General features: G+C 59.9%; 15 protein-coding genes and 1 pseudogene. 8 read left to right on the plus strand and 8 right to left on the minus strand.

Annotated features, from left to right (window positions below; translation table 11 throughout):
- Positions 1 to 18 precede the first annotated feature (18 nt).
- From pgl to FHT87_RS11680, 4 genes are all read right to left on the minus strand, one after another.
- Positions 19 to 717 carry a 6-phosphogluconolactonase gene (gene pgl / locus FHT87_RS11665; RefSeq protein WP_183801924.1) on the minus strand — a complete coding sequence of 233 codons (699 nt, stop codon included), beginning with the start codon at positions 715 to 717 and terminating at the stop codon, positions 19 to 21.
- 17 nt (positions 718 to 734) lie between these two features.
- Positions 735 to 2,210: a glucose-6-phosphate dehydrogenase gene (zwf, locus tag FHT87_RS11670; protein WP_183728688.1), complete on the minus strand. Its 1,476-nt coding sequence runs from the start codon at positions 2,208 to 2,210 to the stop codon at positions 735 to 737.
- Between the two features lie 135 nt (positions 2,211 to 2,345).
- Positions 2,346 to 3,641, minus strand: a complete 1,296-nt coding sequence (locus tag FHT87_RS11675) for an FAD-binding oxidoreductase (protein WP_183801927.1) — start codon at positions 3,639 to 3,641, stop codon at positions 2,346 to 2,348.
- Positions 3,642 to 3,650: 9 nt separating this feature from the next.
- On the minus strand, positions 3,651 to 5,087 hold the full coding sequence (locus FHT87_RS11680; RefSeq protein ID WP_183801930.1) for a glutamine synthetase family protein: 1,437 nt from the start codon (positions 5,085 to 5,087) through the stop codon (positions 3,651 to 3,653).
- Between the two features lie 89 nt (positions 5,088 to 5,176).
- Between FHT87_RS11680 and FHT87_RS11685 the strand changes: the two are divergent.
- The 4 genes and pseudogenes from FHT87_RS11685 to FHT87_RS11700 all read left to right on the plus strand — a co-directional run bounded on the left by FHT87_RS11685 (position 5,177) and on the right by FHT87_RS11700 (position 11,644).
- Positions 5,177 to 6,398 (plus strand): annotated as a pseudogene (locus FHT87_RS11685) (NAD(P)/FAD-dependent oxidoreductase).
- A gap of 166 nt (positions 6,399 to 6,564) precedes the next feature.
- Positions 6,565 to 6,708, plus strand: a complete 144-nt coding sequence (locus tag FHT87_RS11690) for a hypothetical protein (RefSeq protein ID WP_183728701.1) — start codon at positions 6,565 to 6,567, stop codon at positions 6,706 to 6,708.
- Between the two features lie 308 nt (positions 6,709 to 7,016).
- On the plus strand, positions 7,017 to 9,545 hold the full coding sequence (locus FHT87_RS11695; protein WP_183801933.1) for a HAMP domain-containing methyl-accepting chemotaxis protein: 2,529 nt from the start codon (positions 7,017 to 7,019) through the stop codon (positions 9,543 to 9,545).
- A gap of 257 nt (positions 9,546 to 9,802) precedes the next feature.
- Entirely contained in the window at positions 9,803 to 11,644 is a 1,842-nt protein-coding gene (locus FHT87_RS11700; RefSeq protein WP_183728707.1) for a methyl-accepting chemotaxis protein, read from the plus strand.
- On the opposite strand, the gene FHT87_RS11705 is transcribed toward FHT87_RS11700, so the two are convergent.
- On the minus strand, positions 11,617 to 11,934 hold the full coding sequence (locus FHT87_RS11705) for a hypothetical protein (RefSeq protein ID WP_246698103.1): 318 nt from the start codon (positions 11,932 to 11,934) through the stop codon (positions 11,617 to 11,619). The two genes, FHT87_RS11700 and FHT87_RS11705, sit on opposite strands and share 28 nt — an antisense overlap.
- Positions 11,935 to 11,948: 14 nt before the next feature.
- On the opposite strand from FHT87_RS11705, the gene FHT87_RS11710 reads away from it, so the two are divergent.
- Positions 11,949 to 12,818 (plus strand): LysR family transcriptional regulator, encoded by an 870-nt coding sequence (locus FHT87_RS11710; RefSeq protein WP_183728709.1) that lies wholly within the window; start codon positions 11,949 to 11,951, stop codon positions 12,816 to 12,818.
- 7 nt (positions 12,819 to 12,825) lie between these two features.
- Here the strand turns inward: FHT87_RS11710 and FHT87_RS11715 are convergent, their stop codons facing one another.
- The 3 genes from FHT87_RS11715 to aceA all read right to left on the minus strand — a co-directional run bounded on the left by FHT87_RS11715 (position 12,826) and on the right by aceA (position 15,569).
- Complete coding sequence (locus tag FHT87_RS11715; RefSeq protein ID WP_183801936.1) at positions 12,826 to 13,923, minus strand: helix-turn-helix transcriptional regulator; 1,098 nt, start codon at positions 13,921 to 13,923, stop codon at positions 12,826 to 12,828.
- Positions 13,924 to 14,029: 106 nt separating this feature from the next.
- Positions 14,030 to 14,266, minus strand: coding sequence for a hypothetical protein (locus FHT87_RS11720; protein WP_183728715.1), 237 nt, complete (start codon positions 14,264 to 14,266; stop codon positions 14,030 to 14,032).
- Between the two features lie 13 nt (positions 14,267 to 14,279).
- The gene (gene aceA / locus FHT87_RS11725; RefSeq protein WP_183801939.1) at positions 14,280 to 15,569 is read right to left on the minus strand and encodes an isocitrate lyase; all 1,290 of its coding nucleotides are present in this window, start codon (positions 15,567 to 15,569) and stop codon (positions 14,280 to 14,282) included.
- Positions 15,570 to 15,750: 181 nt separating this feature from the next.
- Between aceA and FHT87_RS11730 the strand changes: the two genes are divergently transcribed.
- The 3 genes from FHT87_RS11730 (at position 15,751) to FHT87_RS11740 (ending at position 19,602) form a co-directional block, all read left to right on the plus strand.
- Entirely contained in the window at positions 15,751 to 17,145 is a 1,395-nt protein-coding gene (locus tag FHT87_RS11730) for an XRE family transcriptional regulator (protein WP_183801942.1), read from the plus strand.
- 128 nt (positions 17,146 to 17,273) lie between these two features.
- A complete protein-coding gene (locus FHT87_RS11735) occupies positions 17,274 to 18,371 on the plus strand; it encodes a polyamine ABC transporter substrate-binding protein (RefSeq protein WP_183728724.1) in 1,098 nt (365 codons plus the stop codon).
- 88 nt (positions 18,372 to 18,459) lie between these two features.
- Positions 18,460 to 19,602, plus strand: a complete 1,143-nt coding sequence (locus tag FHT87_RS11740; RefSeq protein ID WP_183801944.1) for an ABC transporter ATP-binding protein — start codon at positions 18,460 to 18,462, stop codon at positions 19,600 to 19,602.
- Positions 19,603 to 19,604: the final 2 nt, after the last annotated feature.

The following is a 19,604-nucleotide window of genomic DNA, read 5'->3' on the forward strand; positions in this document are numbered from 1 at the left end:
GCGGCCTGTCAGGCCGTATCAGGGAGCCCAGTAAATCTCGACCGGGGAAGTGGCCCGGCGCAGAATGGCGCGGATCGGCATTTCTGCCTCTTCGCCTGTACCTTCTGCCTTGGCGAGAACGTCTTTTTTACCTTCGCCCTCAATGTGGAGAATGAGCAGTTTGGCATCTTCGAGAGCGGAGAAGGTGAAGGTCAGGCGCGGTTCGCCGGCCCCTTCCGCGTCCATGGTGATGATGCCACGCGGCGTCTTTGCGTCGAGCGCGACGCTCAGATTGTTGCCGCCCGGGAAGAATGAGGCCGTATGGCCGTCGCCGCCCATGCCGAGAATGACGACATCGAAGGGGATGCCGATCTCCGCACTCTTTGCCGTCGCAAGCTTTGCAGCCTCCTCGACCGAGGCCGCCGGCTGGTAAAGCGGCACGAAACGCGCCGCCTTCGCCTTGTTCTGGAGAAGATTGGCATCGACCAGCAGATGGTTCGAGCGCGGATTGTCGGCAGGTACGAAGCGTTCGTCGACAAGCGTGATCGTCACCTTGGCCCAGTCGATATTACGCGTCGAAAGCGCCTGAAAGAAGGCCTTCGGCGTGGAACCGCCGGAAACGGCAATGCTTGCCTCTCCACGGGCTGCGATAGCTGCCGAAAGGGCGCCGGAAACCTTGTCTGCAAGGTTGGCGGCGAGTTCGGCGGCGTTTGCGAAGGAATGCAGTGTCGATGCCATATCTTCAGACCCTTGGACTAGATGTCGTCGTGCCAGGTGCGGCCGTCGCGTTCGATCAGCGCGATGGCCTGGCTCGGACCCCAGGTGCCGGCCGTATAACCCTGCACCTGCTGGCCGGTCGATTCCCAACCCTTGAGGATCGGGTCGACCCACTGCCATGCGGCCTCGACTTCGTCGCGGCGCATGAACAGCGTCTGGTTGGAGCGGATGACGTCCATCAAGAGGCGCTCGTAGGCGTCCGGATTGCGGACGTTGAAGGCCTGGGCGAAGCTCATGTCGAGCGAGACGTTGCGCAGGCGCATGCCGCCCGGACCCGGATCCTTGATCATCAGCGACTGCTTGACGCCTTCGTCCGGCTGCAGGCGGATGATCAGCTGGTTCTGGCTGATGCGGCCGGCGGCCTGGTCGAAGACCGAGTGCGGGATCGACTTGAAGGTGATGACGATTTCCGAAACGCGACCGGCGAGACGCTTGCCGGTGCGGATGTAGAAGGGAACGCCAGCCCAACGCCAGTTGTTGATCTCGGCCTTGATGGCGACGAAGGTTTCCGTGTTCGAAACGCCGCCTTCCAGCTCTTCCAGATAGCCCTTGACCGGGCCGCTGCCGGAAGCGCCGGCGCGGTACTGGCCGCGAACCGTCGCCTGCTCGACATTGGAAGCATTGATCGGCTTCAGCGCGCGCAGAACTTTCAGCTTTTCATCGCGAACGGCTTCCGAATCCATGGAGGAGGGGACTTCCATCGCGGTGAGGCAGAGAAGCTGCAGGATGTGGTTCTGCACCATGTCGCGCAGTGCGCCGGCCGTGTCGTAATAACCGGCGCGGCCTTCCAGGCCGACGGATTCGGCAACGGTAATCTGCACGTGGTCGATATAATTGGCGTTCCACAGCGGCTCATAGAGCGCGTTGGCGAAGCGCAGCGCCATCAGGTTCTGCACCGTTTCCTTGCCGAGATAGTGGTCGATGCGGAAGATCTGCTCTTCCTTGAAGACGCGGCCGATATTGTCGTTGAGCTGCAGGGCCGAAGCCAGATCACGGCCGATCGGCTTTTCGACGACGATGCGGGTCGATTTGGTAATCAGCTTGTGCTCGTGGATCTTCTGCGCGATGTCGCCGAAGATGCCCGGAGCGACGGCGAGATAGAAGGCGCGCACGCGGTCCTTGCCGTCGTCGAGCAGCTTCTTCAGATGATCCCAACCGGTGTCGGTGCGGGCATCTACGGAAACGTAGTAGAGACGGGCGCAGAACTTCTCGACTTCGGCTTCGTCATATTCGCCCTTCTTCAGGTGCTCCTTGAGCGCGTCCTTGGCGAATTTGCGATATTCCTCATGCGAAAGCGGACTGCGCGAAGCGCCGATGACGCGGGTCGGTTCCGAGAACTGGCCTTCGATCTGGCGATGATACAGCGCGGGCAGAAGCTTGCGCTCGGCAAGGTCGCCGCTGCCGCCGAAGACGACGTAATCAAAAGGCTCAACGGGAATGATCTGGCTGCTCATGAGCTTGTCTCTCAATCAGGCTTGGTTGGCGGCCGTTTTAATCTAATCGATTTAAAAAAGCCAGTGTGCGGTGCAATGAATCTGTCGGTCATCGGTTTTAAAGCGAATTTCCCGGAGAGGAAATCCGCAATCGAACTAAAACTTGTCGCGGAGGGCAAACCACGACAGGGCAAGGAAAAGCAGCGGCGCCCGCATGCGCGCGCCGCCCGGAAAGGCGGGAATATCGAGCGCCTTGAAGAGATCGAGATCGGCCGATTTTCCCAGCACCATTTCTGCGTAGAGCTTGCCACAGTAATTTGACAGCATGACGCCGTGGCCGGAATAACCGCCGATCGAGGTCACGCCAGGCATCACCTCGCGCACGAAAGGCTGGCGCGGCATGGTGATGCCGACCGAGCCACCCCAGGCATGGGTGATTTCGATATCCTTCAAGGCGGGATAGATTTCGGCGATCTGCCGGCGGATATGTTGCGTAATGTCCCGCGGATTGTCCGAAGTATAAGCCTCGCGCCCGCCGAAGAGCAGCCGCCCGTCCTTCGACTTGCGGAAATAGCGCACCACGAAGCGCGAATCCGCCACCGCCTCGCCGCCCGGCAACACATTGGGAAACCGCTCAAGCGGCACGGTCGCACCGATGAAGGAGCGAATCGGCATCACATGGCTTGCTGTGACCGGTTCCAGATTGCCGATATACCCGTTGCAGGCAATCAGCGCCCGGTCGGCGGTGATCGTGCCTCGTTCGGTTTCGATGATAACTCTGCCGCTGCCCTGACCGATCGACTTTGCCCTGGTCATTTCGAAAATATCGGCGCCGGCATTGGCAGCCACCCGGCCAAGGCCGACCAGCAGCTTCAGCGGATGGATATGGCCGGTGCCGGTATCGCGAACGCCGCAATAGAAGCGTTTGGAGCCGAGCCGCTCCTGCGTTTCCTCACGGTCCATGAAGCGAATATGCGGGTAATCGTAGCGGAGGGCCGCGATCTCCGCATTCTCGTAATATTCCCGCTTGTAGCTTTCCTTGTGAGCGACATTGAGCTGGCCGGGCACATAATCCAAGTCGATCTGGTGTTCGGTCGCAAAATCCATGAGATGCCGCTTGCCGTCCTCGGCGAGACCGAAAAGCGCCTTGGAGCGCTCGTAACCGATCTCCTTTTCCAGCTCTTCCGGCCACCAGCGCTGACCGGTGCCAAGTTGCCCGCCATTGCGTCCCGAGGCGCCGTCGCCGAGCCTGTTGGCCTCGATGAGCGTCACGGAGACCCCGGCTTTGGCGAGATTATAGGCGGCCTGCAGACCCGTATAACCGCCGCCGATAATAGCGACGTCACATTGCCTTGAGCCGTCGAGCGCCGGATAGTCCGGGCGCTCGTCAACTGTTGCCTGATACCAGGATACACCGGGTGCGATGGGGCTTTGCCATGTCTCTTTCGTCATGGCGGTCCCTCACACGTTCAGAAGGAGGAATTCCCGCTCCCAGGGGCTGATCACCTGCATGAAGGTTTCGAATTCGCCCCGCTTCACGCCGGCATAAAGGCCGATGAACTCTGCGCCAAAGACTTCTTCGAAAGCCGGCTCGTCTTCAAGCAGCGCCACGGCTTCAAGAAGGCCGCGCGGCAGGTCGATAGAGCCTTCATTGGCCGAATCCTCGGTCGGCGCCGTCGGCTCGATCTCTCTCTGGATGCCGAGTAGGCCGGATGCCAGCGAGGCGGCAAGCGCCAGATAGGGATTGGCATCCGAACTCGGCAGGCGGTTTTCCACGCGCCGCGCCTGCGGATCGGAAACCGGCACGCGGAAGGCCGTCGTGCGGTTGTCGTAACCCCAGGCATTGTTGACCGGGCAGGACATGTCCGGCTGCAGGCGGCGGTAGGAGTTCACATAGGGTGCCAGCATGGCAAGCGCGCTCGGCACGTATTTCTGCATGCCGCCGATGAAGTGGAAGAATTCCTTCGAGGCCGAACCGTCATTGTTCGAGAAGACGTTCTTGCCGGTGTTGATGTCCACCACGGACTGGTGGATATGCATCGCCGAACCCGGCTGCCCCTGCATCGGCTTTGCCATGAAGGTCGCGTAGATATCGTGCTTCAGTGCCGCCTCGCGGATCGTGCGCTTGAAGAGAAACACCTGGTCGGCAAGTTCGATCGGATTGCCGTGACGGAGGTTGATTTCGAGCTGCGCCGGTCCTTCCTCGTGGATCAGCGTATCGATCTCGAGGCCCTGCTTTTCCGAGAAGTGGTAGATGTCGTCGATCAGTTCGTCGAACTCGTTGATGCCGGCGATCGAATAACCCTGGCCGCCGAGGATCGAACGACCCGAACGACCCTTCGGCGGATGCAGCGGATAGTCCGGGTCGTCATTCGTGGCGACCAGGTAGAATTCGATTTCCGGCGCCACGATCGGCTTCCAACCGCGTTCGGCATAGAGGCTGAGAATGCGCTTCAAGACGTTGCGCGGCGTGTAGGGAACTTCCTGTCCGTCGGAATTGACGATGTCGCAGATGACCTGCGCGGTCGGGTCGGTTTCCCAAGGTACTACGGATAGGGTGGAAAGGTCGGGCACGAGCTTCAGGTCGCTATCGCGCGGCTCGTAGCGGAAGCTCTCGGTTTCCTCGGGATATTCACCTGATATCGTGTGGCGGTAGATCGCCGAAGGCAGTGCGAGCGACGTGTTGGAGGTAAACTTGGAGGACGGCATCATCTTGCCGCGCGGCACGCCGGCAAGGTCCGGCGTGATGCATTCGATGTCTTCGATCCCGCGTGCCCTCAGCCACTGCGCCGCTTCCTTCCAATTCGCAACACCGCGCAGAGATCCGGGATCGGGAGGGGATTTCTTTGAGGCGGGTACGTTTCTGGCAGGCTTCAGCGTCGTCTTTTTTGGGGACATGACACACCGGTTTGTGTTGATCGTAACGCCATCATAACCGGAGTTTGGCAATTGGCGAGGGGGTGGAAGGCGTTGACATCAGCCCTTTGATGGAAAAAGAAGACGCGATTTCAGCAGGGAAAACGGATTTTGCAGCGCAAGAGCGATGTAATCGTCATCGGGGCGGGTGCCGCGGGCATGATGTGCGCCATCCGCGCCGGGCAGCGCGGCCGTTCTGTCACCGTGCTCGACCACGCCCGCGCGCCGGGTGAGAAGATCCGCATCTCCGGCGGCGGCCGCTGCAACTTCACCAATATCAACGCCGGCCCGAAGAACTTCCTCTCCGCCAACCCGCATTTCTGCAAATCGGCGCTTGCCCGTTTTACTCCGGCCGATTTCATCGCCATGGTGGATCGTCACGGGATCGCCTGGCATGAGAAGACGCTTGGCCAGCTTTTCTGCGATAACAGCGCCAAGGACATCATCTTCATGCTGCTCGACGAGATGCGCGCGGCGGGTGCCGCCTGGCATCTCGGCATCGAAATCTCGGGCGTGGAGAAGACCGAAAGCGGCTTCCGTGTCTCCACATCGGAAGGCCTCTTCGAAGCTTCCTCGCTCGTCATCGCAACCGGTGGAAAATCCATTCCCAAGATGGGGGCGACAGGCTTTGCTTATCGCATTGCCGAGCAGTTCGGTCTTGCTCTCACCGAAACGCGCCCCGGCCTCGTGCCCGTGACGCTCGACCCGATCCTGCTTGAAAGCATCGCGCCACTGTCAGGCATTTCCGCGCCAGCCGAGATCCGCCACGGAAAGACCGCTTTCCGCGAAGCCCTGCTCTTCACCCACCGCGGTCTCAGTGGCCCCGCCATCCTGCAGATTTCCTCCTACTGGCGGGAAGGCGATGCCATCACGATCGATATCGAACCGGATGTCGATATCGCCGCCCATCTGAAGAAGGCCAAGCAGACGAACGGACGCCAGTCGGCGCAGACCGCACTCGGCGAAATCCTGCCGAAGCGCCTGGCGCAATATATCGTCGAACGCGAGGCGATCGGCGGCAATATGGCCGACCTCTCCGACAAGCTGCTGACCCGGCTTGCCGACGCGGCGCAGAACTGGTCCGTCAGGCCCTCCGGTTCCGAAGGCTACCGCACGGCGGAAGTCACGCTCGGCGGCATCGACACCACGGCGCTCGATTCCCGCAGCATGCAGGCCAAGGCCGTTCCCGGTCTTTATTTCATCGGCGAATGCGTGGATGTGACCGGCTGGCTCGGCGGCTATAATTTCCAGTGGGCCTGGGCATCCGGTTTTGCGGCCGGTGAGACATTGTAAACGCTAATATTTATAGACGCGAAACCTTTTGGGCGATTCAAGACTTCTTAAGGTTGGCTGCGCCATCCTGTCTCAATGGCAGGTTGGCAAAGCCGTTCCTAAATTAAGCTTTACCGGCAAGCTGTTTTGTTGGATTGTTGTATTTAGACAGAAGTGAGGTTTCGCAATGAACAGAAACACTCGACGCGCCCGCGCCATCGCAATCGCCCAGGCAAAGCCTGATGCAAAGCTCGTAACTCTGCGCTATCTGATGCTCGCCGCCGGCGCGACCGCCGCCAGCATTGCTGTTCTTCTTTCCCACTTCATCTGATCTTTTCGCAGCTTGAAATGGAAATGCTCGGTTTCGCGACTGATATATCGCGATTCCGCACCGTGCAATTTGCAACTATTGTGCGATCACGGCTAACGCGCTCTCATCGCTTATCCGAAAATTAATATATAATCCGACACATTGTAGACGAATATTTGGGTGTTTCCGGTCTTGCCGGAGATGAACTGGCAATGATTGCCGCCCGCTCCAGGGTTTTCCCAACTGTTAGTAGATCAGCTCGATATGCACCCGGCTGGCGCCAGAAGGCTGCCGGCGGGAGGAGTGGTGTATGAAAGGCACGGCGCGCCATGTTCATTGACAAGATTCTTTCTCGTTTCAAGATTCAGACCAAGGTTCTGATTTTTGTTCTGCCATTCGTCATCACCATTTCCGCCGTCGGTCTGACTGGTCTTTATGCCTCCGGTCTGCTGCAGGGCCGGATGGAGATTTCCAACAGCGTTCTCCAGTCGCTGAGCGGGTTCAAGGATCTCTACGCGTCGATGGACGACTTCCTGCAGACGACCAACGAGCAGGCGCGCGACAAGCTCTACGCCGATATCAAGACCCAGGGGCAGACGCTGAACGCCACCATGGCGCAGATCGGCGACAATGCCGGTCATGACAACCTGCAGGCTGCCATCGAGGGCACGAACGGCATTTCGGATACGGTCGGCAAGCTCTGGACCCTGCACGAGCAGGAAGTGGCCCTCCGCAAGCAGATCGACGACGCCCAGAAAGTGATGATCACCAACCGCTTCAACGTCAGCTACGACGCCAAGCAGTTGGAAGAGAACGTCCGCACCGACGAAGGCAACGCGACGGCAACGCTGCGCGCTGCTGATCGTCTGCTGAAGGGCGGCGATACGCTTGCAGCCGCCATGAATGATTTCAATAAGGCGCAGACTTCGCCTGACAAGCTGAAGGTCGTGACCGATGCGCTGCCTCAGATCATCAAGGCGCAGCGCATGATCGAGATCTCCGTACCGCAGAACCAGAAGAGCATGACGCAGTCGATGGCGCAGACCGTCAGCGATCTGAAAGCTCAGGCGGCAGCACCCGATGCCGGCACGGATGAGGGCGTTGCCAACCTTGGTCGTCTCGTTTCCCGCTTCCGCCAGATGTCGACTTACACGCAGCTCACCGCCACGCAGATGATGCGCGAGGCAACGACGACCTTCGTGGAGCTCGACAGCCGCATCGCCCAGACCAACTCGGTGTTGGAGGATACGCGGCGCCTTGAAAGCTCCATCTATTCGCTGCAGCTCGTGCTTGCCGATTTCAATGCCAAGCCGAACAAGGAAAATCGCGTTCGTCTGAACCAGGAAATCGCCACGCTCAACACCATGCTGAACACCCTTCAGGCAAGTGCCAAGGGTATGAATTTCGCCGGGGACATTGTCGACGCGATTTCGCCGGCTCTCGTCTCGATGGACAAGGGCGCACAGTCCCTCGTCGATGTGATCAATCAGCGCACGACCGATTATGCCGCAGCACGACAGCAGCTTGATGGCGTCTGGCGCCAATTGACGAGCTTCGCGGAAGTGCAGAAGCAGACCGCCGGTACAGAGCGCGATCAGGCCAACAGCATCTCCGTCGGCACGACTGCGCTCGGCATCCTGGTGTCCATCATCGGCGGCATTGCGCTGGTGCTGACGCTGCAGCGGCCGATCGCCCAGATCACCGCAGCCATGCGCCGCATTGCGGAAGGTGCGCTCGACACCAACATCTCCGGCGAGAAGCGTTCCGATGAAATCGGCGATATTGCTCGCGCGCTCGGCATCTTCAAGGAAAATGCCATCTCCAAGATCCGTATCGAGGAGCAGAGTGACGAAGAGCGTCAGGCCGCCGAGCATGAACGCCAGCGCAACGATGCTGAAAAGCGCGAGATGGACAGGCAGATCGAATATGCCGTCAACCAGCTTGCCGCCGGTCTTGAGCGCATGTCTCAGGGCGATATCTCGACGACGATCGATACGCCCTTCATCGGTCGCCTCGAACAACTCCGTCAGGATTTCAACGGCTCGATGATGCGCCTTCAGGCCACGATGAGCCAGATCCGCGACAACGTGCAGATGATCCAGGGCAACGGCAACCAGATGGCCCAGTCCGCCGAGGATCTCTCCAAGCGCACTGAGCAGCAGGCCGCGTCGCTGGAAGAAACCGCCGCCGCCGTCGACCAGATTACCGTCACCGTCCGCTCGTCTGCCGAGCGCGCCAAGGATGCCGACCAGATCGTCCGTCAGGCCAAGCGCAGTGCCGATGACTCGGCTGTCGTCGTCAACAATGCGATCGACGCCATGGGACGCATCGAGGATGCGTCGCGCCAGATCGAGCAGATCATCGGCGTCATCGACGAGATCGCCTTTCAGACCAACCTTTTGGCACTCAATGCCGGCATCGAAGCCGCCCGTGCCGGTGAAGCCGGCAAGGGCTTCGCCGTCGTCGCCATGGAAGTCCGCGAGCTTGCCCAGCGCTCTGCCGCTGCCGCGCAGGAGATCAAGGGTCTCATCAACAAGTCAACGAACGAGGTCAATTCCGGTTCGCAGTTCGTACAGGAAACCGGAACGGTTCTCGCCAAGATCAGCGCCCAGATCGTGACGATCAGCCAGCACGTCGAAATGATCGCCCGCGCCAGCCACGACCAGTCGAGCGCGCTGCAGGGGGTCAATTCCACCGTCAACCAGATGGACCAGATGACCCAGCAGAACGCTGCGATGGTAGAAGAAACCACTGCCGCAAGCCGCGAGCTGGCAAACGAGGCGGATGCGCTGCTGCATCTCGTGCAGCAGTTCAAGATCGACGGCGGCAGCGACATGCACATCTACCGCGCCGCCTGATTCCAGCCTTCCATTCGCAATGCAAATGGCCCCGTTTTCGGGGCCATTTTTATTCACCGATCAAAACATGCTAAGGTTGTGAAAAAAGAGACGGATTGAAATTTTTCCGCCTTGATGACGGATGATGCACGCATGAAGTCATACTGGATTTGAAAAAAGACAAGAAAAAGGGGCAGCGCGAACCCTGCGTTAAGAGAAAATTTTCCCTAACGCAGTCTTATGAACGTCATAGAGGTTGTGTTCGCCAGAGGTTCCAGATGCGTTTCTTTTCGACATCCATCGTGCGGCAGATCGTTGCTATCACGCTGCTTCTGCTTGCGGTCAGCACCGCAGCGATTGTCGGCGTGACCTATTACAACCTCGGCAGCTATGTCATGGACAGCGCGGTATCCGACGCGAAGGATGCAAGCCGCTCGATGGCGGTTCTCTATGGCGCAAGCGATGCTGACGTCCGCATCGATCTGAAGGACAATGTTCTGTCCGGCGTCACCGAAGACAAGATCCCGGCCTTCGGCGACTATTCGCTTGTTGATCGCACGGCGCAATCGATCGCCGGCGTCGCCACCATCTTCGAAAAACAGGGAGGCGATTACGTCCGCGTCTCCACCAATGTGAAGAAGGAAAATGGCGACCGTGCCGTCGGCACCAAGCTTGCCGCGGATCATCCCGCCCAGCCTGTGCTCGCACAGGGTAATGCCTATTACGGTCCGGCGGACCTGTTCAGCCGCAAGTTCATGACAGGTTATTTCCCGGTCAAGAATCCTTCGGGCGCCACAATCGGCATCCTCTTCATCGGCATACCCATGGAAGTCTATTACCAGCGTATGAACGAACTGCAGACGCTGGTTCTTAGTGTCGGCGCCGTGGTGATGCTGCTCGTCGGCGTGCTCGCTTTCTATGCGATCCGCCGTTCTGTCAGGCCGATGCAGGCGCTGACATCAAGCGTGCGCGCCATTTCGTCGGGTGATCTCGTCAGCGCCGTTCCCTGCGTCGAAAAGAAGAACGAATTCGGCGACATCGGCCGTGCCCTCGCTCTCTTCCGCGACAGCGCGGTCGCCCGCCAGGAACTGGAAACGCAGGCCGCCGAACAGCGCGCCCTGAACGATGCCGAGCGCAGCCGCAACGATGCGGAGAAGCGCACGCTGGACGGCCAAATCGATTTTGCCGTCAATCAGCTTGCCGCCGGTCTCGGACGCCTGTCGCAGGGCGACGTCTCGCAGACCATCGAAACGCCTTTCGTCGGCCGGCTCGAACAGCTCCGCATGGACTTCAACACCTCGCTCCTGCGCCTCCAGGATACGCTCACGCGCATTCGGGCGAGCGCTGCTTCTATTCAACGCAACAGCGGTTCGGTTTCGGCCTCGGCTGACGAGCTCTCCAAGCGCACCGAATCCCAGGCCGCGAGCCTTGAGGAGACGGCAGCCGCCGTCGAAGAGATCACCGTCACAGTCCGCTCTTCCGCCGAGCGCGCGCACGAGGCAAACAATGTCGTTGCCGCAACCAAGCGGACGGCCGACAGTTCCGGTGCCGTCGTCAGTGACGCGGTCGCTGCGATGGGCCGCATCGAAGACGCCTCGCAGCGCATCGAGCAGATCATCGTCGTCATCGACGATATCGCCTTCCAGACCAACCTGCTGGCACTGAATGCCGGCGTCGAGGCAGCTCGTGCCGGTGAGGCTGGCAAGGGCTTTGCCGTCGTCGCCCAGGAAGTGCGTGAGCTTGCCCAGCGCTCGGCAACCGCCGCCAAGGAAATCAAGGCGCTGATCGACCAGTCGACGCGCGAGGTCAATGCCGGTTCCGAGCTTGTGCAGAAGACGGGCAGCGTGCTCGCCTCGATCAGCCATGAGATCATTGCGATCAGCGGTCATGTCGAAACCATCGCCACGGCAAGCCGCGACCAGTCGGCCGCCCTCCAGGATGTCAACAGCTCCGTCAACGCCATGGACCAGATGACGCAGAAGAATGCCTCCATGGTTGCCGAAGCCACGCAGGCAAGCCGCCAGCTGGCGGAAGAGGCCGACATGCTGATGGCGCTCATCGAGCAGTTCCGCCTCGCCGAAGGCGCTGCCAGTCATGGCCGCGTGAGACAGGCGGCTTGATATTTGCATTCATTTCTGCCGGGCTGCACTTTCGTGTGCCCGGCGCCTCGATTTCTCGGCTCGGTTAGCCAGGCGGCAAATCGCACCAAGGGGCTGCTTGCGACCGTATTGTAAAACGCGTCTTCGTCTTTAATCCGGTCGCGTCTCGTTCGCTGCAGCAATCTTGCCCGCTGCATCCGGCCAGCAATGTCGGCGATCAGGAAACTTTCGATCATCATGATGTCCTTTCGTTTGTGGACATCAATTGATCTACACATCAAAAAACGCTTCTTAAACAGGCGAAATCCCATTATGTTTTTCACTCATGAAAAACAGTAACTGGGATTCCTATCAGCTTTTCCTTAAGGTCGCCCGCACTGGCGGTCTGACGGGCGCAAGCGCCGCCACTGCTTTGAGCCCGGCGACCATCGGCCGCCGCATGCTCGAGCTCGAGCAGGAACTCGGCCGCACACTCTTTCACCGCAGTCAGACAGGCTACCGCCTGACATCAGATGGCCAGATCCTCGTCGATCATCTGCAGGAAATGGAGGCTGCCGCCCGGAAGGTCGACGCGTGGCGGCAATCTTCCGAGGGTGGGGGCACCGTCAGGATTACGGCCGGCACATGGATCTCCTGGCTGTTGACGGAGAATTTTTCGGCAATCCGCATGCCGGCGGACACGTTTGCCATTTCCCTTGTTATCGGCGAAGCGCGGGCGAACCTGAATTACCGGGAAAGTGATATCGGCATCCGCGCCTTCGAGCCGGACGAAAGCAATCTCGCCGCCCGTCAGCTCGGCGAAGTCGCCTATGCGGTCTATGTCAGGCGCAATGCCAGCCGGGACGATGCCAGATGGATCGCCGTCGGCGCGGAGGATGCGATCTCCGCCTATCTGCGCTGGCCTTATCAGAATGCTGCGTCCGCGATCGTCGCGACGGTCAACCGTCCGCGCTCCCTGCCGGACCTGGTGCGTACGGGGGCGGGAAAGGCGGTGCTGCCCTGTTTCGTCGGCGATCTCGATCCCGAACTGGAACGATGCGGTGGCGAACTGCCGGAGCTGCGTCACCGCCAGTGGATCGTCATGAATGCCGAGGATCGTCACCGCCCGGAAATCCGCACGGTTGCCGACCGCATGACGAGGCTTTTGAAAAGCTATACCGACCTCTTCGCCGGCAAGCGCGCCAGTCGCGGATGATCTGGCGCTACGGCATCAGCCGCCGCACGAGCCCCACCTGGCTGTTCACCCCGAGCTTCGAATAGATGTTCTTGAGATGCGAGCGTGCCGTCTCGTAGCTGACATCGTTCGTTCGTGCGACTTCGCGCAGCGACAGGCCAGCCGCGATGCCGGCGGCAATCCGCATTTCCGCTGCCGTCAGCTGGTCGATACGCAGCAGGGCGTCATTGAGATCGGGGCGCAACGGCAGGCTCGCCCGCTCGATGATCATCGCCACCGTCGGTCCCTCGAGAAATTCGGTGATGAAATCCGACTGCATTTTCACCAGCGTGCATTTGAAGCTGGTGTTCTTCATCCTCATCAGGGTGGTCGCCGGCGAAGCTGTCTGCAAGCGGTTGCGCAGCAGAGCAGACAGGCGGGAGGCGAGTTCTCCGTCATTGATCATGATCCGCCCGGTCGATGTCACGCCGATCACCTCGCCCTCGGCGATCATCCGCTCCGCCGCGCTGTTAATCGAGCGGATATTCTGATCCTCGCCGATATAGACGATACCAACGCCGATCGCGTCGAAGAGCGCCAATCCGTTTTCATTATTGGGATCGCGGTGCTCGCGGCGGATGAAATCGAAGGCGCGGCGCAGATGCGGTGCGAGCTCGCTGAGCAACTCGGCATTGCTGCGGTTGAAATCCGGATCTGCGGACGAGGTCAGCGTCGAAAGATTGAAGGAGCGTCCGCGTTCCCGCATGATCGTCACGCCGACACTGCTTTCGCAGCCTATCCATCTGATGTAATCGTTGTAGAATTCCGTCTTCAAAAGCTGCTCGCGCGGCAGCATCTGATCGGCGACCACGCCAAGGCCGATCGGCCGGGTGGCGGCGCGCGGCATCCATGGATTGATGGCCGCGTAATAGCGGTTATAGGCCTCGGTTTCCGTGTTTTCGAGACCTGAGGACAGCGAGAGCCCGCCTGCTCGCGCGACGGCATCGTGGAAAAACAGCGTGGACTTGGCGTCCGGCATTGTCGCTGCCAGCGCATCGAGAAAGGCTTGCCACGACGTCTCGCCAAAGAGCGCGCCGTAGATCAGATCGGTCAGAACTTCGAGTTTTGCGTGCGGCGAACCGGGCATATGCAGTTCCGTTCGAAGAGATGCTCAATTATGCCGCGACTCCGCTGTGGTGACAATTGCGTCAAATAGCGTAGGCCCGGCGGATTGTGCCGCCGGACCTCTGGTGTCAGTTCCTGTTGGCGACGATCACGGGTATCAGCAGATCGCCCCAGTTTCCGTCACCGCCGTGATGCCGGGCAGAGCGCACCAGCTCGACCGAAACACCGGCCTCGACTGCCTTCATCACTGATAGATTCAGCCTGTGCAGATCATTGGCGAGCATGCGGATCACTGCCTGCTGGTCGTCTGTCATGCTGCTTGCCTGTTCTTCCGTCCGTTCGCGGACGCGTGCAAGGGATGCCATAGCGTTTCCTCCTCTATTCGGCAGCCGGTTTGAATTGCGCATGTTCGGTCGATTCCCCCATGGCCGTGGTCGAAGCCCGGCCGCCGGTGATTGCCAGCGACACGGCGTCGAAATAGCCCGTGCCGACTTCACGCTGATGCTTGGTGGCGGTATAGCCGCGCGCCTCGGCGGAGAATTCCGCCTGCTGCAGCTCGCAATAGGCTTCCATCTGCCGCTCGCGATAGCCGCTGGCGAGTTCATACATGCCGTAGTTCAGCTGGTGGAAACCGGCGAGCGTGATGAACTGAAACTTGTAGCCCATGGCACCGAGTTCGCGCTGGAACTTGGCGATGGTCGCATCGTCGAGGTTTTTCTTCCAGTTGAAGGACGGCGAGCAATTATAGGCGAGCAGCTTGCCGGGATGCACCTTGTGTACGCCTTCGGCAAAGCGGCGCGCCTGTTCCAGATCCGGCTTCGACGTTTCGCACCAGATGAGGTCGCAGTGCGGGGCGTAGGCAACGGCGCGCGCAATACAGGGCTCCAGCCCATTGCGTACCTGATAGAAGCCCTCGACCGTTCGACCGGCATCATAATCGACGAAAGGCTGGTCGCGTTCGTCGATATCGGATGTCAGGAGCTTCGCCGCCTCGGCATCCGTGCGGGCAATCACGAGTGTTGCAACGCCCATGACATCGGCCGCAAGCCGTGCGGCATCGAGGTTGCGGATATGGGCTGCGGTCGGGATCAGCACCTTGCCGCCGAGATGGCCGCATTTCTTCTCGGACGCCAGTTGATCCTCGAAGTGAACGCCGGCGGCCCCCGCTTCGATATAGGCCTTCATGATCTCGAAAGCGTTGAGCGGGCCGCCGAAGCCGGCCTCGGCATCGGCGACGATGGGCGCGAACCAGGTCGCGACCGAAAGCCCGTTGCCTTCAGCCGTCTCGATCTGATCGGCGCGCTGCAGCGTGCGGTTGATGCGCTTTGCCAGCTCCGGCCCGGCATTGGCCGGATAGAGCGATTGGTCCGGATACATCGATGATGCCGTGTTGGCGTCGGCCGCGACCTGCCAGCCGGAGAGATAGATCGCCTTCAGCCCGGCGCGCACCATCTGCATGGCCTGGTTGCCCGAGAGCGCGCCGAGCGCGTTGACGAAATTCTCCTCATGCAGAAGCTGCCAGAGCCGCGCAGCTCCCATCTCTGCCAGTGTGTGGCGCAGCGTCACCGAGCCGCGCAGCCGTTCGACATCCTCAGGCGAATAAGGCCTCTCGATGCCGTCGAAACGTCCGTCAGGTGTATTGCGGATCAGTTTGTAAAAATCTGTCATGCCAATCTCCTCTTTAGCTTTCCAACGCTTGAGCGCTGATGACAGGATTTACAAAATTTGGCCAATTGGCCAGAAGAACCTTTGATTTCAGGCAAGAAAAGGGGTTAAGATGAAGAGGATTTACAGGCTCATTTTGTAATTTTGTAAAAGTTTGTAAATACAACGATGTAAAGGATGTGACATGGCTGAACGAAAGATATTCGCGGGGCCAAAGGTCCGGCGCATCCGCAATGCGCTGGCGCTCACGCAGACCGCCATGGCCGAGGCGCTGGAAATCTCCCCCTCTTACCTGAACCTCATCGAACGCAACCAGCGCCCTCTAACAGTACAGTTGCTGCTGAAGCTCTCGGCCGTCTACCGTATCGATCTGGAGGAGTTGCAGGGCGAATCCGCCGGAGGCCTTGGCCAGTTGAAGGAGGTGTTTGCCGATCCGTTGCTGTCAGGTGAGCTGCCGGGCGATCAGGAGCTTGTCGAAGTGGCCGATGCCGCGCCAAATGCGGCAAGCGGCATGATCAAGCTCTATCGCGCCTATCGCGAACAGGCCGCCCGGCTTTCCGATCTGACGGCCCTGATGGTCGGGGAGGGGGGTGCGCCTGTCGCTCCCGGCCGCTTGCCTCTGGACGAGGTTAGGGAGGTGCTGGAGCGCCGCTCCGCCTATTTCGAGGATATCGAGGCGGCGGCGGAAAGCTTCACCAACGGACTTGTCGCGGGAGCCAGTCTGAAGGATTGGCTGAAAAGCGAGCGCGGCATCAGTGTCCGCGTCCTGCCCGTCCATGTCATGCCGGATCTGCGTCGTCGTTTCGATCGCCACTCGATGCGTCTTTTCCTCTCCGAACGGCTTTCGGCGACCGAACAGGCGCAGGAAATCGCGATCGAGGTGGCAAGGCTCGCTCTGCGCCAGCAGATCGAAGCCGAACTCGAGGATCTGCCGCTGTCATCCGACGAGGCGCGGCGCATTGCCCGTTTCGAGCTGACGCGCAATGCCGCTCTGGCCTTGACGATGCCCTATGGCGCCTTTCTTCTGGCGGCGCAAAACACCCGCTATGATATCGATCTGATCCGCGCCCGTTTCAGCGTGTCCTTCGCGCAGGCTGCGGCGCGCCTCGTCATGCTGCAGCGTGCCGGTGCCGGCGGCATTCCATTTTTCCTCGTGGAGATCGATGCGGCAGGCCATGTCATCCGCAGGGCTGGAGCGCAGGGTTTTCCGCAGGCGCGCTTCGGCGGCAACTGTCCGAAGCTCAATATCCACGCGGCCTTTCTGGAGCCGGGCAGGATATTGGCCGAGACGGTCGCCATGCCTGACGGTTCAACCTTTCTGACGGTGGCGCGCACGCTTGAAGGGCCGGTTGTGGAATTCGGCGAACGGGTGCGGCGCACGGCATTGCTGCTCGGCTGTGATGCCGCCCTGCGCGACAGTCTGGTCTACGGCCGAAGCGATGCTTCGCCGATCATGATCGGTCCTGCCTGCCGCCTCTGCGAGAGGCGAGGCTGTCTTTCGCGCGCCGAGCCGCCGCTTACCCGTCCGCTCGCTCTGGACGAGACCGCTGCCGGCCTCGGAGCCTTCGATTTTCAGTGATTGTGAAATCATTGACACTGCAGGATTTTGCGCTTGTAGGCGCTGAAAATCCTTCTTAATCTGCAACGTAACCAGAGGGAAGAAGAGGCGTCCGGGGGCGCGATGCCTTTAAAAAAACAGGAGATATCATGAGGTCAAGAATAGCCAATCTGACGGCAGTTGCCGTCGTTGCTCTCCTTGCCGCCGCGCCGGCCTTCGCCCAGGAGCGTGTGGTCAACGTCTACAACTGGTCCGATTATATCGACAACTCGATCCTTGAGGACTTCACCAAGGAAACCGGCATCAAGGTTGTCTACGACACGTTCGATTCCAACGAAACCGTAGAAACCAAGCTGCTTGCCGGCGGCACCGGTTATGACGTCGTCGTTCCGACCGCCGACTTCCTGCAGCGCCAGATCCAGGCCGGCGTCTTCCAGAAGCTCGACAAGTCCAAGCTGCCGAACCTTTCCAACATGTGGGACGTGATTCAGCAGCGCACCGGCGAATATGATCCGGGCAATGAATATGCTGTCGACTACATGTGGGGTACCGACGGTATCGGCTACAATGTCAAGAAGGTCGCCGAAATCCTCGGTCCCGATGTCAAGCCCGGCCTTGAGGTGATCTTCGATCCGAAGGTGGCCGAAAAGTTCAAGGACTGCGGCATCTACGTGCTCGACACGCCGAAGGATGTAATGACGACGGCGCTGCGTTATCTCGGCCTCGACCCGAACTCCACCAAGCCGGAGGATTTCAAGAAGGTTGAGGATCTTCTGACGGCCGTTCGTCCCTATATCCGCAAATTCCATTCGTCCGAATATATCAACGCCCTTGCCAACGGCGATATTTGCATCGCCTTTGGCTACTCCGGCGACATGCTGCAGGCACGCGACCGTGCGTCCGAAGCCAATAACGGCGTCGAAGTGAACTATTCAATCCCGACACAGGGTGCGCAGATGTGGTTCGACATGATGGCGATCCCTGCCGATTCCAAGCATGTGGCCGAAGCACATGAATTCCTGAATTACATGATGAAGCCGGAAGTCATCGCCAAGGCGAGCGATTTCACATTCTATGCCAACGGCAACAAGGCCTCGCAGCAATTCGTCAGCAAGGACGTGCTGGAGGATCCGGCCATCTATCCGACGGATGAGGTGATGAAGGGTCTTTTCACGGTGCGGCCGTGGGATCCGAAGACCCAGCGCACGGCGACGCGAATCTGGACCAAGGTCGTCACTGGCCAGTAAGTCGATACCAGGCCCGGACGGAAACGTCCGGGCCTTTCAATTCCCGGCCCGGGTGGAGGCCGGCTGAAACCTGTATTCGGGGAATAATATGAAGTCTCTCGGTAATATCCGCCGCGCTTTTGCGCCTTGGACCGATCCGTCTGCAAAACCCTTTATCGCTTTCAAGAATGTCACCAAGCGCTTCGGTGATTTTACCGCCGTCAACGATCTGTCGTTGAATATCTATCATCGCGAATTCTTCGCACTGCTCGGCGCGTCCGGCTGCGGCAAGTCCACGCTGTTGCGCATGCTCGCCGGATTCGAACAGCCGACGGCGGGCGAGATCGTTCTCGACGGCACGGACCTGTCGGGTACGCCGCCCTACAAGCGGCCGGTCAACATGATGTTTCAGTCCTACGCTCTTTTCCCGCATATGACGGTCGAGAAGAACATTGCCTTCGGCCTCCGGCAGGATGGCATGCCGAAGGACGAGATAGCCGAGCGCGTGTTGCAGATGCTGAAGCTCGTGAAGCTGGAGCAATTCGCCTCCCGCAAGCCGAACCAGCTCTCCGGCGGTCAGCGCCAGCGTGTGGCGCTGGCCCGCTCGCTCGCCAAGCGCCCGAAAGTGCTTCTGTTGGACGAACCGCTCGGTGCGCTCGACAAGAAGCTGCGCGAGGAAACCCAGTTCGAACTGATGGACCTGCAGCAGAACCTCGGCCTCACCTTCGTCGTCGTCACCCACGACCAGGAAGAGGCGATGACCATGGCCGATCGTATCGCCGTCATGAGCCATGGCAAGGTGGTGCAGGTGGCAACGCCTGCCGAGATCTATGAGGCGCCGAATTCACGCTTCGTGGCCGATTTCATCGGCGACGTGAACATCTTCGACGGCAAGGCGACAAGCACTGGAAGCGGCGCACTTGAGATTTCAGTCGAAAGCGGCTTCTCGATCCGCATCGCCACCACCGAGGCGCCTGCTGTCGGCAACACGGTCGGCTTTGCCATTCGCCCGGAAAAGATCCGCGTCACGCGTGCAGCACCCGCCAATGCCTCGTTCAATGCCGCCAAGGGCGAGATCTGGGATATCGGCTATCTCGGCGACATGACCGTCTTCCATATCAAGCTGCCGAGCGGCAAATTCGTCAGAGCCTCCTCTCTTAACGCACAGCGTTCCGTCGACGACCCCTTCACCTATGATCAGGAAGTCTGGGTCTCTTTCGACGAGGATGCCGGCGTGCTGTTGAAGGATTGAGC

Source organism: Rhizobium sp. BK316, assembly GCF_014193695.1.
Classification (GTDB): Bacteria; Pseudomonadota; Alphaproteobacteria; order Rhizobiales; family Rhizobiaceae; genus Rhizobium.